This is a genomic window from Sphingobacterium sp. GQ94 (genome assembly GCF_059758715.1).
In genome coordinates, this window is record NZ_JCAXEC010000001.1 from 112481 (window position 1) to 128319 (window position 15839).

Annotated in this window: 14 protein-coding genes; 2 read left to right on the forward strand and 12 right to left on the reverse strand. The window is 38.4% G+C overall.

What is annotated here, in order from left to right:
• Positions 1-15: 15 nt before the first annotated feature.
• Entirely contained in the window at positions 16-927 is a 912-nt protein-coding gene (locus AC6CHH_RS00530) for an outer membrane protein assembly factor BamD (protein WP_498278615.1), read from the reverse strand.
• Positions 928-1316: 389 nt separating this feature from the next.
• On the opposite strand from AC6CHH_RS00530, the gene AC6CHH_RS00535 reads away from it, so the two are divergent.
• Positions 1317-1592, forward strand: a complete 276-nt coding sequence (locus tag AC6CHH_RS00535) for a NifU family protein (protein ID WP_498278617.1) — start codon at positions 1317-1319, stop codon at positions 1590-1592.
• 70 nt (positions 1593-1662) lie between these two features.
• Positions 1663-2319, forward strand: a complete 657-nt coding sequence (locus AC6CHH_RS00540) for a hypothetical protein (RefSeq protein WP_498278619.1) — start codon at positions 1663-1665, stop codon at positions 2317-2319.
• A gap of 4 nt (positions 2320-2323) precedes the next feature.
• On the opposite strand, the gene AC6CHH_RS00545 is transcribed toward AC6CHH_RS00540, so the two are convergent.
• The 11 genes from AC6CHH_RS00545 to polA all read right to left on the reverse strand — a co-directional run bounded on the left by AC6CHH_RS00545 (position 2324) and on the right by polA (position 15732).
• A complete protein-coding gene (locus AC6CHH_RS00545; RefSeq protein WP_498278621.1) occupies positions 2324-3556 on the reverse strand; it encodes an ABC transporter permease in 1233 nt (410 codons plus the stop codon).
• A gap of 4 nt (positions 3557-3560) precedes the next feature.
• Positions 3561-4202 (reverse strand): MBL fold metallo-hydrolase, encoded by a 642-nt coding sequence (locus tag AC6CHH_RS00550; RefSeq protein ID WP_498278623.1) that lies wholly within the window; start codon positions 4200-4202, stop codon positions 3561-3563.
• 94 nt (positions 4203-4296) lie between these two features.
• Positions 4297-5061: a shikimate dehydrogenase family protein gene (locus AC6CHH_RS00555; RefSeq protein ID WP_498278625.1), complete on the reverse strand. Its 765-nt coding sequence runs from the start codon at positions 5059-5061 to the stop codon at positions 4297-4299.
• Positions 5061-6467 (reverse strand): tetratricopeptide repeat protein, encoded by a 1407-nt coding sequence (locus AC6CHH_RS00560; RefSeq protein ID WP_498278627.1) that lies wholly within the window; start codon positions 6465-6467, stop codon positions 5061-5063. Before AC6CHH_RS00560 ends, AC6CHH_RS00555 begins: the two co-directional genes overlap by 1 nt.
• 224 nt (positions 6468-6691) lie before the next feature.
• The gene (locus AC6CHH_RS00565) at positions 6692-8071 is read right to left on the reverse strand and encodes an OmpA family protein (RefSeq protein ID WP_498278629.1); all 1380 of its coding nucleotides are present in this window, start codon (positions 8069-8071) and stop codon (positions 6692-6694) included.
• A 238-nt stretch (positions 8072-8309) separates the two neighbouring features.
• Entirely contained in the window at positions 8310-9317 is a 1008-nt protein-coding gene (locus AC6CHH_RS00570; protein ID WP_498278631.1) for an inorganic phosphate transporter, read from the reverse strand.
• Positions 9318-9362: 45 nt separating this feature from the next.
• Entirely contained in the window at positions 9363-10010 is a 648-nt protein-coding gene (locus AC6CHH_RS00575) for a DUF47 domain-containing protein (protein WP_498278633.1), read from the reverse strand.
• Positions 10011-10077: 67 nt separating this feature from the next.
• Complete coding sequence (locus AC6CHH_RS00580) at positions 10078-11112, reverse strand: sensor histidine kinase (RefSeq protein ID WP_498278635.1); 1035 nt, start codon at positions 11110-11112, stop codon at positions 10078-10080.
• Between the two features lie 24 nt (positions 11113-11136).
• A complete protein-coding gene (locus tag AC6CHH_RS00585; protein ID WP_498278637.1) occupies positions 11137-11790 on the reverse strand; it encodes a phosphatidylserine decarboxylase family protein in 654 nt (217 codons plus the stop codon).
• A gap of 44 nt (positions 11791-11834) precedes the next feature.
• Positions 11835-12935, reverse strand: coding sequence for a toxin-antitoxin system YwqK family antitoxin (locus AC6CHH_RS00590; protein ID WP_498278639.1), 1101 nt, complete (start codon positions 12933-12935; stop codon positions 11835-11837).
• 1 nt (position 12936) lies between these two features.
• On the reverse strand, positions 12937-15732 hold the full coding sequence (gene polA, locus AC6CHH_RS00595) for a DNA polymerase I (protein ID WP_498278641.1): 2796 nt from the start codon (positions 15730-15732) through the stop codon (positions 12937-12939).
• Between the last annotated feature and the right edge of the window lie 107 nt (positions 15733-15839).

Genomic DNA, 15839 nt, shown 5'->3' on the forward strand with positions numbered 1-15839 from the left:
TACTAATTTGGTGTGTTATTTTGTTTCTTGGGTAACTTCAACTGCTGTGGAAACACCTAGATCCTCTACACTTTGTTTTCTCGCTTTTTCCTGATTTTCCAATAACTTCACCGCCTGAGTAATTTTCTTTTCAGCACTACTACGTAGATTTTGAAGTTCGTTTTTGTACTTACTATCCGGATAATGTTCAGAGAACGTTGTATAGTAATCCAACATTTCGTTGAATCTTTTTTCTTGACGATGTGGATAGGAATTATCAGCGAATAAATATTGCGATTTGACTAATAAATACTCCACATCTTCAGCATGTTTGGTGTCCGGATATTGTTTTAGAACATTTTCTAAAGCAATTACAGCGGCTCTATAATCATCAGGTAAACCCATGTTATAATAGAGTTTTGCATTATCAAAAGCCTTTTTCTCTAATTTGTCACGCAAATTCTGAATTAAATCCCCGGCTTCTTTTGCTCTTTCAGATTCTGGATATAGATTCACAAAAAGTTGCAGCTGATCAATGGCCCTTTTGGTGTTTTCCTGATCTAGATTAGACCGAGGAGAATCTAAATAAAAACAATATGCTGACATGAATCTACATTCTTCAGCCCGTTGTGAATTCGGGTAGTTATCTGCGAAAGATTTAAAGTGATGTCTGGCAGAGATATAATCCTTTAAACGGTAGCTGGCATAGGCCGTGTAATAATTCAGGTCTTCTGCATCAGCTGTCCCACGGTATTTAGTTAATAAATCCTCAAATAGCGTTAGTGATTTGGTGTACTTCCCTTTTTCGTAGTACTTCACAGCTTCTTGATACTTCATTGGAATGTTATTGCTCGCGCGAAGTTTCTCAAACTTGCTCTTACAGCTACCCATGCCCAATAAAAGAAATAAGCCGACAATTAGGCTAAATACATTATTCTTTAAAAACATCCCACAAAGATACGTGAATTAATACTAATATTCAATTATAATTATAGGCGAAAATACTTGAATTAGTGAAGACACAGAAGCAGTTATTTTGCTTTTAACAATCTTTAACTAAACAGATTGGCGAACAAAACGAGCAAAACATAGGGTTTCAAACCGCATTTACCAATTTATACAGGTTTGCTGGGACGCTCACAGCAAAAACGCAGAACGACCGAAGGCTATTGCTACTCAGTGAAATAATGACCCGAGAAGATAAAAAAAAGGGCTAATTTCCCCTGCTCCTTCCTTAAACCGATTTTGTCATCCGCTTGTTGAAAAGCTTTATGGGATAATCAATTTTGTTAAAAATTAACTATCTTTACTCTATATATATAAAGTAGCAGTATAAAATGACCTTATTAGAAAGAGTTGAGCAGGCCCTAGATTCCATCAGACCCTATTTACAAACTGATGGAGGTGATGTTTCTGTCGAAGAAATTACACCAGAGAATGTAGTGAAACTAAAGCTATTGGGGACGTGTGCAAATTGTTCAATGAGTATCATGACTTTCAAGGCGGGTCTGGAACAAGCTATCAAAAAAGCAGTTCCTGAGATTGTCGCTATTGAGGCAGTCAACATTACTGACATGGATGACCCCAACGCCATTACACCCAACCAATTGTAATGAAAATAATAGAGATGGTTAACACTATTTAACTACCATCTTTTTACCGATTTCTGTAGTTTTGTAAAGAATGAAAAATTGGCTGAAATATGTTTATATCGGTTTGCTTTTGGTTTTGGCTCAAGTGAGTCAGGGACAAACTAGAAAACTTGTGCAGTTCTCTGGCTACATCGTAGCGACTGAAACCGATATTTCAGTACCCTATGTTAGCATTCGCAACAGCAGTTACAACAACGAAAGTTTTACGGCCAATCATGAAGGATATTTTTCATTCGTAGCGCACGTTGGAGACCAGATAGAGTTTAGTTCTATCGGCTATAAAGGTGCATCGGTGACCATTCCTGAGGTATTAACGGATAAATATAGCCTACGTATTGAAATGCTTCCTTTAATTGAAGAATTACCAGTGGTCGTAGTTGGCCCCCCATTGCCATGGGCCTCTATTGAGGAATTTAATCGAGAGTTTCTGGCGATGAATGTTGGTAACGACGATTTGATCGCAGCCAAACGAAATCTTTCACCACAAGCCTTGGCTTCCTTGTCTAAAATTGTACCCCGCAGTGCAGAGGAGATTCAAGCATACAATAGTTTCCAAAGGCATATTAACATGTCTAATAAAAACATGAATCAGAATTTTTCAAATCCTTTATTGAATCCATTTGCATGGGGCGAGTTGATTAACCAGATCAAAAGAGGCGATTACAGCCGAAAACGACTGAAATATTAATCCTTTAAATAGAGTCCAGCTCATCCCGTTTAGCGAATTCTTTGGAGTTTAGCCTGGAGGCTAAATAAGAAACTAGAATAGACACCACCATTACGGTTGAAAAAATAATGGTAAAATCCATGAGTCGGATATCAACCGGATAAGCCTCAAACAGCGAGCCTGCGCTAGTGGTAATAAAACCAAATTTTTGCTGCAATAAACAGAACGCTAGACCGATCAGAGCACCGACAAAGCTACCAATCAGTGCAATCAACACTCCCTGATAGAAAAAGATATTTTGAACTAGACTATGTCCAGCTCCTAGACTTTTGAGTACGACCATGTCTTGTTTCTTATCAATCACGAGCATGGTGAGGGACCCAATGATATTAAAAATGGCAATCACGCCAATAATTGTGATGATAAAGAAGACTATCCATTTTTCAGAACGCACCGTTTTATAAAGTGTTGGGTTTTGTTGCTCCCTATTTTTAACGATATACTCTTCACCTAAAAGCTTCTGAATCTCTTTCTGAAAAGCAGCTGAACTGGTGGAGTTGGTGTATATTTCGATGGCAGAGATCTGCTGATGCTCATTTAATAAATCCTTTGCAAAATCAATCGGAACAATAATCAAGTCATCAAAGCCGGGTTGGAATTTTAAAATGCCGCTTGGTGGAATCCTTCGGGTCCGAATGTCATCTAAAGGATTAACGCTATTTGGGGAGGCTTGTTTATCGGGGCTATGTAAAACTAAGTTGTTTTCTTGATCATCTTGCAAAGGAACTTGCAGGTTTGCCTGCACCTGGGCGCCAAGAATTGCGTAATTTACACTGTCCATTTTAACATCGAGTTCACCAACAAACAACATCTCCTTGGTTGCATGATTGTGAAGGCTTTCAGGCTCGACTCCTTTTATTCGGCCAACAAATTGTTGACTACCAAATTCTGCTAAAATTTTTTCTTCCAGCACTTCACTATAAGCACTAATGTTGGGGTTTGCTCGAAGTTGCTTGAAGTTTTCACCAGCGCTGGAAAACACTTTTCCAGAAGAAGGTTCTATTCTAAGCTCGGGTGAGAAGATACTGTATTGAGAGAGAATGAATTTCTCCAGACCGTTGTAGAAAGACAAGACGATCACCAAGGCCGCTGTACTAACCAACACCCCGATAACACTTATGCTTGAGATAATGTTGATCGCATTGATTGATTTTTTCGAAAAAAGATAGCGTTTGGCAAAAAAGAAGGACAGTCTCATATTTTTATGCTCTAATAAAAGGGTTGGATCGCTTTTCTTCTTTTATCGTTGTACTCGGACCGTGTCCAGGATAGACGGTAGTTTGTTCATCCAATGTATAAATCTCATTAGAAATACTATTCAGTAATTGCTGATGGTCACCACCCGGTAGGTCTGTTCGACCTATACTTCCTTTGAATAGGACATCTCCCCCAATAAGAAAATGATCCTTCTGGCTATACAAACAAAGGTGTCCTGGAGAATGTCCTGGAGCAAATATTAAAGAGAGTTCGTGCGCTCCCAGCTGAATGGTATCCTCAGGTGTAAGAAAGGTTTCTGGGATGGGAGATGGTTCATACCTGATTCCCATTTGCGGCGCATAATTTTGAACGCGGACCAAAAGAGGAAGTTCTTGCTCATGAAATTCAGGGAGAAGACCGTAGGTTTCCCAAATAAAATGATTTCCAAGGACATGATCAATGTGGCAATGCGTGTTGAACAGGCGTGTGGGTTTCAGTCCATCCTTCTCAATAGCCTCAATAAACGCTTGTTCTTCCTGATAACTATGCATCCCTGGATCTATGATGAGACAGTTCTTGTTCTCATCGAAAAGGATATAGGTATTCTCCTGATAAGGATTAAAGACCAAAGTTTTAATTTGTAGCATAATCAAAAATAGAAATTATTTCTACCAAAAAGAGCGTAATTATGGTAATTGTCCTTTTTGAACAGAACAGATTAGTTCCAGATAATAAAAAGCCTTAGGGTAAAACACTCACCTCTTCATTCCAAATCTCCCAGTTTTTCTCAGCCTGTAAAATGAGCATTTGCAAACCGTTTTTAGTGGTAGCTCCTTTTTTTTGTCCAATGCTCAAAAAACGTGTTTGCTCGGGATTATAGATCAGATCATAAAGCAGATGATTTTCAGAGATTCCCTCATAGGGGATATCTGGGCATTCCTGCACATTTGGAAAAGTTCCTAAGGGGCTGCAATTAATTAAAAGGGTGTGTTGCTGTACGCTCTGGACCGTTAACTCTTGATAAGTAATGGTCTGATCGCTTTTGGTTCTGCTAACAACTTGATAGGCAATGCCGAGTTTTTTAAGACTATAGCAAACGGCTTTGGTAGCACCACCATTTCCAAACACATAGGCTTTTTTATGATGTTCTTTCAATAACGGCCTCAACGACATCTCAAAACCAAAGGCATCCGTATTGAATCCCTTGAGAAAGGTTTCTCCATTCTCAAGATGACGAATTTGAATACAATTTACTGCAGAAATTTCTTCTGCCTCCTGAGAGAGTTCATCCAGATAAGCCATCACAGATTGTTTATAAGGAATAGTTACATTTACCCCATAAAAATCCTTGTCTTCTAAAATTTTGCTCGCGAATTGGTCTATATTGGACAAGGGGTAAAGATCATAATCCACATCTTGGATCCCTTCTTTTTTAAATTTATCTAAGTAATATTTTTTAGAGAACGAATGCCCTAAAGGATATCCGATCAAACCTAATTTCTTCATTAATTTCCAGTATATTTTCTAATCAGATCCACTATGGTCATATTGTCTTGAAGCTGCGGCAGATATTCAAACAAGATATGATGTTTGTCAGGATCCGTATATAAGGCTATATCAAGATAGTTTAAGGCCTGGGTGTTTTGCCCGCTCGCAAATAAATATGCGGTCATACGGTAATAAAGAACGGCCTCTTCAGGATTATTGATAATGGCATCCGTGATAATATCAATAGCCTTATCAATTTGCCCCTGTTCATAGAGAAGCGAAGAATAATCCAACCATGCCTCCGGATCCTCCGGATTCAATTCGACAACTTTTGCATAGGCCTCCATGGAAAGGTCAAATTGCTTCAATTTATAACGAGCATCAGCAATAGCAAACCAATAATCTGGATTTGTATCGTCAATTTCCAAGGCTTTTTTGAAAAAGTGGATGGACTCGAAATAGCGGTCCTCAAAATCTAAGGTAACCCCAATTCCAAACCAAGCATCGCTCTGAAAACTATCTAGTTTTACGGCTTTTTTATAATACAATCTTGCTTGATCCATCTCATGGAGCTTCTCATAACATTCTCCAATGGAGCAATACGTATCAGCAGAAGCGGGTTCGTATTCGAAGGTTTGTTTATAAACCTCTATCGCCTCGTTATATCGATCCAAATTTAACAAGGCATTGCCTTTGTTAAAATAGGCGGAGGAAAAATTCTCCTTAATTAAAATAGCATAATCATAGGCATCAATGGCCGCATTAAAATCTTCAAGTTTCAGATAGGCATTACCCAAATTATACCAGGATGCATAAGAATAAGGATCGGTATCGATGTATTTAAGATAAAATTGAATACTATCTTTTTGTTTATCCATGACGTCATAACAGAAGGCAATTTCATACAAGGCCTCTTGGTTATTTTTGTTAATAGATAAGCATTTTTTCAAGTAATGGATTGCCTTCTCAAATTCACCTTGAATCTGATAAAACTCACCGATTTGGTAATAGATCTCATCCTTTGCCTCTGCAAATTCAAGTGCTTTGAAAAAACTTTCCTCAGCTTCTTCATTTTTTTGCAAAACCGTAAGCACAGTTCCTCGAATTAAATGAATTTCAGATTCAGATGAATCGAGTAGTTCTGCTTTCTCTAAGGCTAATAAGGCATGATTATATTGTTGCATGCTGACCAATATCTGCGCCTTTTTCAAATGGAAAACAGCTTTAAAGGGGTGTTGAGCCGAAGCAAAGTCGATAACTTCTAAGGTTTTAATCGGATCATTTCCCATGATATAATAATCAATGATACTCTCAAACGCATTAGCGTCAAAAAAGTATTGGTCTTGATTTCGCAGCATTTCTTCATAACGATCAACCGAGGATTTTTGTTCCTCTGGAGATCCATAATCAAACTCTTCTTCCATATGCCTCTTTTTTTAAAATTACTTCCCCTGAATTCTATGTTGAATTTACCAATTTTTAAAACGCTCTATCCTAAAATCTTTTCAACATATCCACAATATTGGACAAAATAAGTGTACAAAGGTATAGAAGCGAATGTCAATTGAATGTCAAACAAAGCCTAACGCAAAAAAGCCAGCTCATTGAGCTGGCTTTTCGATTATTTAAATTGTTAAAAAATTAACAATTATTTTTTGATCTCAACACGACGGTTTTGAACACGACCTTCTTCAGTATCGTTAGAAGCAACTGGGTTAGCTTCTCCGTTTCCTGTAGCAGTGATGCTTGAAGCAGAAACACCAGCGTTAACTAGGTATTGTTTTACTGCGTTAGCACGGTCAGTAGATAAGTTCATGTTGTAAGCGTCAGTACCTTCAGCAGATGCATAACCATCTAAAGTAACTGATGCATTGTTATCTTTCAATTCTTTAGCTAATTTATCTAAAGTAGAGTAAGATTCAGTTTTTAATACAGAGCTATCAAATTCGAATTGAATTGGAGCGAAGTAACCTGTAGAACCTTCTTCAGTTAATTCTTGCGCTTCAGGGAATTTGATTGGACATCCTGATCCATCAACAACTGTTCCTGCTGGAGTTCCAGCACATTTGTCAAATTTGTCAGAAACACCGTCTCCGTCAGAGTCTTTGCTCAATTGATCAACAGTACCTTCTAAAGTAGATACACGTTGTTTTAAAGCTTCAACTTCATTACGTAACGAAGGATCTTTCAACTCGTCGTACAAAGTAGCAACAGGGTTAGTGAAAGTTAAGTTTTCTTTATCACGCGATCCTAAAGTGAATTCTAAACCACCAGTTAAGTGAGAGAATTTACCTTTGTAGTCAGTTCTAGCTTCACCGTATAACAAGTTATCATCAGAGAAGTTCATTGTGTAACCTAAGTTCAAGGCAACAACTTCAGATAATTTGAATTTAACACCAACTCCAACTGGGATAAATCCAGTTAATTTGTTGTCTTTAGTTCCGTCTGGTTCACGATCTCCTAATACACCTTCACCCCAAGTTCCTTTATAGTCATGAGCAACATTTTGGAAATCGTTGTCTGAATATAATACAGGGTTACTTGCTAATACTCCCATACCTACTTTAGCGTAGAAGTTAACAGCATTTTCTCTTCTCATGAAATCAACAGTACCTAATTGGAAAACTCCATTTAAGCTAGCTGACCAGTTTACATTAACTTCTGCTGATTGAGCGTTATATGGACCTTCGCTTGCAGGACCTGATAGGTCATGGTTGTAAGTTTTGATACGACCACGGTTACCTTCTAATTCTAAACCGAATAAGTGAGAGAATTGTTTACGGATAGTTAATCCATAATATTCACCTACTTTATTTTGGAAGTATCCAACTTTTTGTCCGAAAGGATTAGATCCACCTAGAATAGTTCCTGGTGTAGTGATACCACCTTGAACACCGATTGACCATGTTCTGTATTGTGATCTACCACCAAATACAGTTGGGGTTTGTGCTTGTGCAGTTTCTGCGAAACCTAAAGCGGCTACTAGAGAAGCTGCAACAGCTGTTTTTTTAATTGTAGAATAGTTCATACTCTTTTTTTTAAGGTTATTAAATTTTTAATTGTTTCTAGTTACAAAGCAATTTAACATAACTTAACAATAACGGTGCCAAAAAACGTCGATCAGTCAATTGCTTATTTTGCAAACTAAAACTTTTTCGTTTGCCGCGTAAAAATACTTATAAACGGCATATTTCGCAAATTTTTTATCAATTCTTTATTATAATTCGATAAAAATTAGCCTGTTAGGGTTTGTTGTAGACTTTTCCCTACAGTATATAGTGTATAATAGCCAAGGTTAACCCGCCTAAAATTGCGCTTACAGGTATCGTTAGCACCCAAGCCCATAGTAAACTAATGGTTACACCCCATCTTACAGCAGATACACGTTTAACAACACCAACCCCGATAATTGCACCGGTGATTGTATGTGTCGTTGAAACCGGGATACCAAAGTGTTCCGTAAGTCCTAAGGTAATAGCACCTGCAGTTTCCGCACTTACCCCCTCTAAAGGTGTAACTTTGGTAATTTTGGTTCCCATGGTTTTTACAATCTTCCATCCTCCACTCATTGTTCCTGCTGCAATCGCGGCATAACATGCTAAAGGTACCCATTCAGGCATTTCCTCAAAGGATCCAATTACATTCTGAGCAATTAAGGCGGTGGCAATAATACCCATTACTTTTTGTGCATCATTACCTCCATGTGCAAAACTTAAAGCACCCGAAGAAATTAATTGTAATATTTTGAACCAGCGTTCCGCAACACGTGGTTTTGCTTTCTTGCAGATGTTAATAATAAGCAAGGTTATAATAACAGATATAGTTAAACCGATCAGAGGAGCTAAAACAATAAAGGAAACTATTTTTAAAGTAGCGCTCAAATTGATCGCCTCCATTGGATTTGCACCCAGAAAAAGTGCATAAGCCATACCAGATCCTGCAAAACCTCCAATTAAGGTATGCGAAGAACTTGAAGGAATACCATAATACCAGGTAAACAGGTTCCAGGCAATTGCAGCAACGAGTCCTGCTAGAATAACCTCTAGGGTGATATATTCCTCGATAACGGTCTTGGCGATGGTGTTGGCGACCTTATGGTCGGTAAAAACGAAATAGGCAATGAAATTAAATATTGCCGCCCAAAGCACCGCCATAAAAGGGGTAAGAACTTTGGTGGAAACAACAGTCGCAATAGAATTGGCTGCATCGTGGAATCCATTGATGTAGTCAAAGGCAATTGCCAAAACAATTACGACAACTAATAATGTGGTCATCTTTTATTTTTTTAAAGACGTGAAAAAACAGTGAAAATAGAACGCTTACGCATTCTTCACTAAAATACTTTCTAAAACATTGGCAACATCTTCACATTTATCTGTTGCATCCTCCATTGCTGAGAGAACCTCTTTATGTTTGATTAGGTTAATAGCGTCTTTTTCGTATTCGAATAAATCAGCAACTGCTTTATCAAAAATGTAGTCTGCTTTATTTTCTACACTATTGATTCTTACGCAAGAATCTGTAATATTTCGAATATTTTTTAAATCCTTAAGCTCAAATAAAGCTTTAGCGACATGTTCGGTAGCCTCCACAATTAGTGTTGCGATTTCTTTCATTGGCTCACTTGGTTGCTCCACTTTGTAGAGTTCCATTCTATTGGATGCACCATGAATAAAATCCGCTACGTCATCTAGGGAGCTCGCCAGGGCATGAATATCTTCGCGATCGAATGGAGTGATAAAGTTTTTTCCTAACTCCAGGTGAATCTGATGAGTCAGACCATCTCCTTTATGTTCTAGGTCTTCCAATAATTTCCAGTTTTCTTTCCTAACCAGAGGGTCCGTAGTATGAACACTCTCCTTAAGTAGTTTGGCCATTTCAATTAGATTTGAGCCTGCTTGCTCAAAAAGAGGGAAGAATTTTTTATCCTTAGGGACAAAATATTGAAAAATACCGTTCAATGACATATTTTATATTTTTAGTATGGCAAAATTATGGACTTAATGTTAAGTTAATGTTAAGTTTTGAAAATTCTTAATTTTTCTGCGCTCTAGCGAGTGTAAAGGAGAAAGTTGTTCCAATCCCTTCGGTACTACGCACATGTACATTTTGTTGATGCGCTTCAATGATATGCTTGACAATTGCTAAACCTAAACCAGAACCACCAATATCCCGCGAGCGGCTCATGTCCGTGCGAAAAAAACGTTCAAAAACCCGAGAAAGATTTTTTTCCTCGATTCCTTGACCATTATCGGTAATCTCAATAAGGATTTCATCAATTAACAAATGGGTCTTAACGATTGTTTGACCACCTTTCTTTCCATATTTAATGGAGTTTTCTAGAAAGTTGGTGAGTACTTGGTGGATTTTTTTCCGATCTGCCTTGACAAAAACAGGGATGTTATTTTTAGGGTTGAACAGAAAGGAGATGTCGTTCTCTTTCGCCGAATATTGCAAATCATCCATGGTTTCTTGAATCAAGACATTGATGTCAAATTTTTCCATCTCCAGAGAAACCTCTCCAGATTCTAATTTAGCAATTTCATCCAAATCGTGAATCAGGTAGCTTAAGCGGTCAATATTCCTAGCCGCTCTGTTTAGGAAAGATTTAGCCATCTGGGGATTATCATCAATCATCCCATCGCGCAAGGTTTCTATATATCCCTGTATGGCAAACAATGGCGTTTTGAATTCATGTGAGATATTGGAAAGAAATTCTTTACGGAACTTTTCCTGAGCTTTAAGTTGATCGATTTCCAAAACCTTTTGGCTGGCCCAATCACGAACCACTCTTTCGGCATCGCCAATTAAATCATTTGATCGTTGCTGACCCAAGGCATTTTTTAAGTCTTTACCCAGTTTTAGGTTATGGATGAGCTTATAAACTGATTTGATGCGTTCATAAATAAACTTTTGAAGCAGACTATATAAGAAGATGAAACTTAATGTAAAGCTTATAGAAAGAGAGATAAAAAAAGTGGTTAAGTCCTGATTATAGTAATAGGATATACCCGAGAGGATCGAAGAAAAAACAAAGCTAATAATTAGGATTAGGGTTTGAAAGCTCATTCTTTTTCTCCTTAGGGTTTAAGCTTAAACTTGGGCGATGATGGTTTTCCCGCCAACCACATTATCCCCAATTTTTACATTGACTTTTGCATCCAGGGGAAGAAACAAATCCACCCGAGAACCAAATTTAATAAAACCAAACTCTTCACCTTGTTGAACCTGATCGCCTTGTTTAACATAATAGACAATTCGTCTAGCCAAAGCACCGGCAATTTGTCTGAATAGAATTTCCACATCATTGCTTTTTTTTATGACCACCGTTGTCCGTTCGTTATCTGTGGATGACTTTGGATGCCAGGCCACTAAAAACTTTCCAGGATGGTATTTAAAATAAGAAACGACTCCGGATACCGGATTACGGTTAACATGTACATTGATCGGTGACATAAAGATAGAAACCTGTATGCGTTGATCCTGTAAATATTCTGTTTCTTGGGTTTGTTCAATCACCACAACCTTGCCATCAGCAGGACACAAGATGACTGAATCGTCCAAGAGGATCTTTTTAGTTGGACTGCGAAAAAACTGGACAATCGTGATAAACAGAAAAATAGAAACAAGATAAATAAGGTAACGTAGCCACTCCTGAAACTGAAAATAGTGTGCAAGCGCTAAGAGAATAAAAATAAATAAAACCACTAGCGCTAGGCTTGTATATCCTTCTTTATGAAATTTCATGTATCAAAATTTTTTCAAATATAAATATTAACAATCAAAAAGAATTAAGGTTCTTGTGTTCTAATTACTTTAATGCTGTGAATCAGGATTGAACCTTTTTGATTCAAGGATATCTTGCCTTGAATTTTCAAGGAATCGGCAAGATATTCTCCTTTTGAAAAAGAAGGAATATACTGTTGAACAGATTTTGCTGCTTTTTGAAAATCGGCGGCTATCTCCGGTGGTAATTCGCTTAAGAGCTTGAACATTGAGGCCGCCCCATCAGCATCCACCTGAACGCTATAGGTAAAGTCATGATTAAAAGCATAAGAAGGACGCGTTGCGGATAAGCTGTTGCTAAGGTATTCTCCAAGATAGTAGGTAAAACCAGCGAACTCATCATAGTTACACTGTTTTGAAACTAAATTTTCGGCTCTTTGAAACCCGTCTAACGGGATTTTTGGATATACCGGGCTCAAATATTTTGCCTCAGCGAAAGCGTCATAGCCTTGTTCTAGTTTTCCATTATCATAATATTCCTCTGCGGTTAACACCTGGGACTTGCCGTCCACAAAAAACACTTGCCAATAGCCATTTGGTAGGCCATTTTTAAGCTTTCCCTTGTGTTTAATAAAAGAATAACCATAGGGATTGTATCCAGAAAATGGAACCATCATTTCATAGGATCCATTCCCATTTTCAACACTTAATTTTCCCTTACGGGTTCTGAACTCGACAATTTTGGTGTAATCCACGCCAAAGGCCAAACTCAGCATACGCCTTCCATCGGGATAATAATAATGCATTTGATCTGTGGGAACATCCTTTTGATACGTCATCTCCCATTTCACAGTCCCATTTGGATGATAGGCCTTGAATATTCCATCTTTTAGTCCATCCGAATAGTTTCCCTCCAGAACAATTTCGCCCTTTAGGTTAAAATCAGTGAAACGCCCATTAAATTTTGAATGGGCTGCATCAAAACCAGCTAATCGCTCGATGGATTTAAACTCACATGTTTTATCAACTAAAAAATAATTCTGATCAAAGTAGAACCGAACCATTCCTTCCCCAGAGGGTTCAAAATAAACCGCTTTTTCCTCTTGAGCACTGGCCCAAAACTTACCCAGCAGAGAAAACAGAATAAGAAGAAGAACATGTTTCATACTAATGCGCCTGTAACCAATTATTTCCTTGACCTATTTCAATTTCAATAGGGACCTCTAAATCCATCGCGTTTTTCATGCGTAAGGCAATTATCTCCTTAAACTCATCAGCTTCAGCCAACGGAACATCAAAGACAAGCTCATCATGAACTTGCATAATCATTTTTCCTTTCAAGCCCCTTTGTTCAATGTCCTTTTGAATGTTGATCATGGCTACTTTGATTAAATCTGCTGCCGAGCCTTGGATGGGAGCATTGATCGCATTTCTTTCTGCAAACCCACGAACAGTCATGTTCGCCGAATTGATATCCCTGAGATATCGTCTACGTTTTAAAATGGTCTCCACATATCCATGCTCTTTGGCAAACTCAATCACCTCACTCATGTACCGTTTAATTCCAGTATACTGATTAAAATATTGATCAATAATTTCGGCTGCTTGTTTTCTGGAAATCCCCAGGTTCTGCGATAAACCAAAGGCGGACTGTCCGTAGATAATACCAAAATTCACGGCCTTTGCATTTCTCCTCATCTCTGAACTCACCTGGTCTAAGGGAACACCGTATACTTTGGCTGCGGTGGCCTTGTGAATATCGAGACCTTCTTTAAAAGCCTCAAGCATATTTAGGTCCCCAGATAATTGGGCCATGATACGCAGTTCAATTTGCGAATAATCTGCTGAAATCAATATCCAATCCTTATCACGACTAATAAATGCTTTTCTAACCTCCCGGCCCTTCTCTGTTCGAATTGGAATATTTTGCAGGTTCGGGTTGGTTGAACTCAAACGTCCTGTTGCTGCTACCGCCTGGTTGTAGGAAGTGTGAATCAAGCCGGTCTGTGGATTCACTAAATTTGGAAGCGAATCTACGTAGGTTGATTTAAGCTTCACTAGCTGCCTAAAATCCAAGATATCCTGAACAATGTCAGATTTATGAGCCAAGGTCAACAAAACATCTTCCCCCGTTTTATATTGCCCGGTCTTTGTTTTTTTTGCTTTAGGATCTAGTTGTAACTTGTCAAATAACACCTCGCCCAACTGTTTGGGGGAGGCAATATTAAAGGTAACACCTGCCTTCTCATAGATTTGTTGCTCCAATCGAGCGATATCAAGCTGTAATTCTTTTGAAAATTGATGCAGGGTCTGTTGGTCAATCTTCACGCCATTTTTCTCGATTTCGGCAAGCACATGGACCAATGGAAATTCAACCCTTTGGGCTAATTCTAAGGTATAGGTTTGCTCTAATAAAGGAGCGAGTTTGTTTTTTAGTTGCAGCGTAATGTCTGCGTCTTCACTCGCATATTCCTTGATCTTTGCTAGCTCCACATCACGCATCGTCCCTTGATTCTTTCCTTTGGGACCAATTAGATCCGTGATCGAAACCGGCGTATATTTCAAGTAGGTTTCAGCAAGATAATCCATGTTGTGACGCGTATCGGGATCAATTAGGTAATGCGCTAGCATAGTGTCAAAAACATTTTCACTCACATTTACGCCATAACGAGAGAGCATCAAAATATCGTATTTAAGATTTTGACCAATTTTTGTAATGCGGTTATCTTCCAAAACGCCCTTAAATAACGCCACTGTTTTAATTGCCAGTTCCTGGTCGGCGGGGATCGGAATATAATATGCCTTTGAGGGCGTGATACTAAACGATAAACCAACTAATTCAGCTTGCATGGCATCAAGTCCTGTTGATTCCGAATCAAAGCAGAAAGCAGTTGACTCCGCTAGCTTTTGCACAAGTTCCAATTGGCCCTGCAACTCCTCCAGAAGTATGTATTCATGGGTAGTCGTTAGAATCGTTGCCAGGGGAGTGTCCTGTGAGGAGCTAGAAGCTTCCTGTTGGGGTTCACTAGGAACGTATTGAGTGAATAGATCCATTTGATTGGATTTTGGCTTCCCGGAATCCGACAGGCTAAATTCCTCCCCAAAAATTCTTTTACCCAGAGTCCGAAATTCCAATTCTGAGAACAGGGATTCCAAAATTTCTCTATTCGGATCTTCAAGAATGAGTGCCTTCTCGTCAAATTCTACAGGAACATCCAATAAAATAGTCGCCAGTTTTTTGGAAATCAATCCTTGCTCGGTAAAGAGTTCCAGATTTTCTTTGAGTTTTCCCTTTAGTTTGTCTGTATTGAGCAGCAAATTTTCAACCGAACCGAATTCTTGAATTAGTTTTTTTGCTGTTTTTTCTCCAACACCTGGAATTCCTGGGATATTATCCACTGCATCACCCCACAACCCTAGAATGTCGATCACCTGGTGCACATGTTCAATTTCCCATTTTTGCAGAATTTCATTAACGCCAAGGACTTCTGCTCCATTGCCCATTCTGGCTGGTTTATAGATAAAAATTTGATCGGAAACCAATTGTCCAAAATCTTTATCGGGAGTCATACAAAAAACCGAAAACCCTTGTTTTTCTCCTTCTTTGGCAAGAGTTCCGATTATGTCATCAGCCTCATAACCATCTTTGGTAATGATGGGAATGTTAAATCCTTCAATCAATCGAAAAATGTAGGGAATGGAAGCTGATAGATCTTCGGGCATGGTTTGGCGTCCGGCTTTATAGGTCTCAAATTCCAAATGGCGAAGAGTAGGGGCCTGGGTATCAAAGACCACCGCAATATGTGTTGGTTTTTGATTCGCCAAGACTTCCAGTAAAGTATTGGTGAAACCCATGATTGCCCCTGTATTTAATCCATATGATGTTAAACGAGGGTTTTTACTTAATGCAAAATAGGCTCTATAGATCAGTGCCATCCCGTCCAGCAGAAATAACTTTTTCAAATTCTTAATTTTTTAGCGTTATTAACAAAGTTAGCAAAATCAATTTCACGGAAAGATTAATTATTTTTTTCCATTTTTGTGCAAGCAAGAGAAGAATTTTAGCAGAG

Excerpts from the sequence above, each read along its gene's own strand:
- AC6CHH_RS00530 (WP_498278615.1), bottom strand. The coding sequence starts at position 927 with ATGTTTTTAAAGAATAATGTATTTAGCCTAATTGTCGGCTTATTTCTT.
- AC6CHH_RS00535 (WP_498278617.1), top strand. The coding sequence starts at position 1,317 with ATGACCTTATTAGAAAGAGTTGAGCAGGCCCTAGATTCCATCAGACCC.
- AC6CHH_RS00540 (WP_498278619.1), top strand. The coding sequence starts at position 1,663 with ATGAAAAATTGGCTGAAATATGTTTATATCGGTTTGCTTTTGGTTTTG.
- AC6CHH_RS00545 (WP_498278621.1), bottom strand. The coding sequence starts at position 3,556 with ATGAGACTGTCCTTCTTTTTTGCCAAACGCTATCTTTTTTCGAAAAAA.
- AC6CHH_RS00550 (WP_498278623.1), bottom strand. The coding sequence starts at position 4,202 with ATGCTACAAATTAAAACTTTGGTCTTTAATCCTTATCAGGAGAATACC.
- AC6CHH_RS00555 (WP_498278625.1), bottom strand. The coding sequence starts at position 5,061 with ATGAAGAAATTAGGTTTGATCGGATATCCTTTAGGGCATTCGTTCTCT.
- AC6CHH_RS00560 (WP_498278627.1), bottom strand. The coding sequence starts at position 6,467 with ATGGAAGAAGAGTTTGATTATGGATCTCCAGAGGAACAAAAATCCTCG.
- AC6CHH_RS00565 (WP_498278629.1), bottom strand. The coding sequence starts at position 8,071 with ATGAACTATTCTACAATTAAAAAAACAGCTGTTGCAGCTTCTCTAGTA.
- AC6CHH_RS00570 (WP_498278631.1), bottom strand. The coding sequence starts at position 9,317 with ATGACCACATTATTAGTTGTCGTAATTGTTTTGGCAATTGCCTTTGAC.
- AC6CHH_RS00575 (WP_498278633.1), bottom strand. The coding sequence starts at position 10,010 with ATGTCATTGAACGGTATTTTTCAATATTTTGTCCCTAAGGATAAAAAA.
- AC6CHH_RS00580 (WP_498278635.1), bottom strand. The coding sequence starts at position 11,112 with ATGAGCTTTCAAACCCTAATCCTAATTATTAGCTTTGTTTTTTCTTCG.
- AC6CHH_RS00585 (WP_498278637.1), bottom strand. The coding sequence starts at position 11,790 with ATGAAATTTCATAAAGAAGGATATACAAGCCTAGCGCTAGTGGTTTTA.
- AC6CHH_RS00590 (WP_498278639.1), bottom strand. The coding sequence starts at position 12,935 with ATGAAACATGTTCTTCTTCTTATTCTGTTTTCTCTGCTGGGTAAGTTT.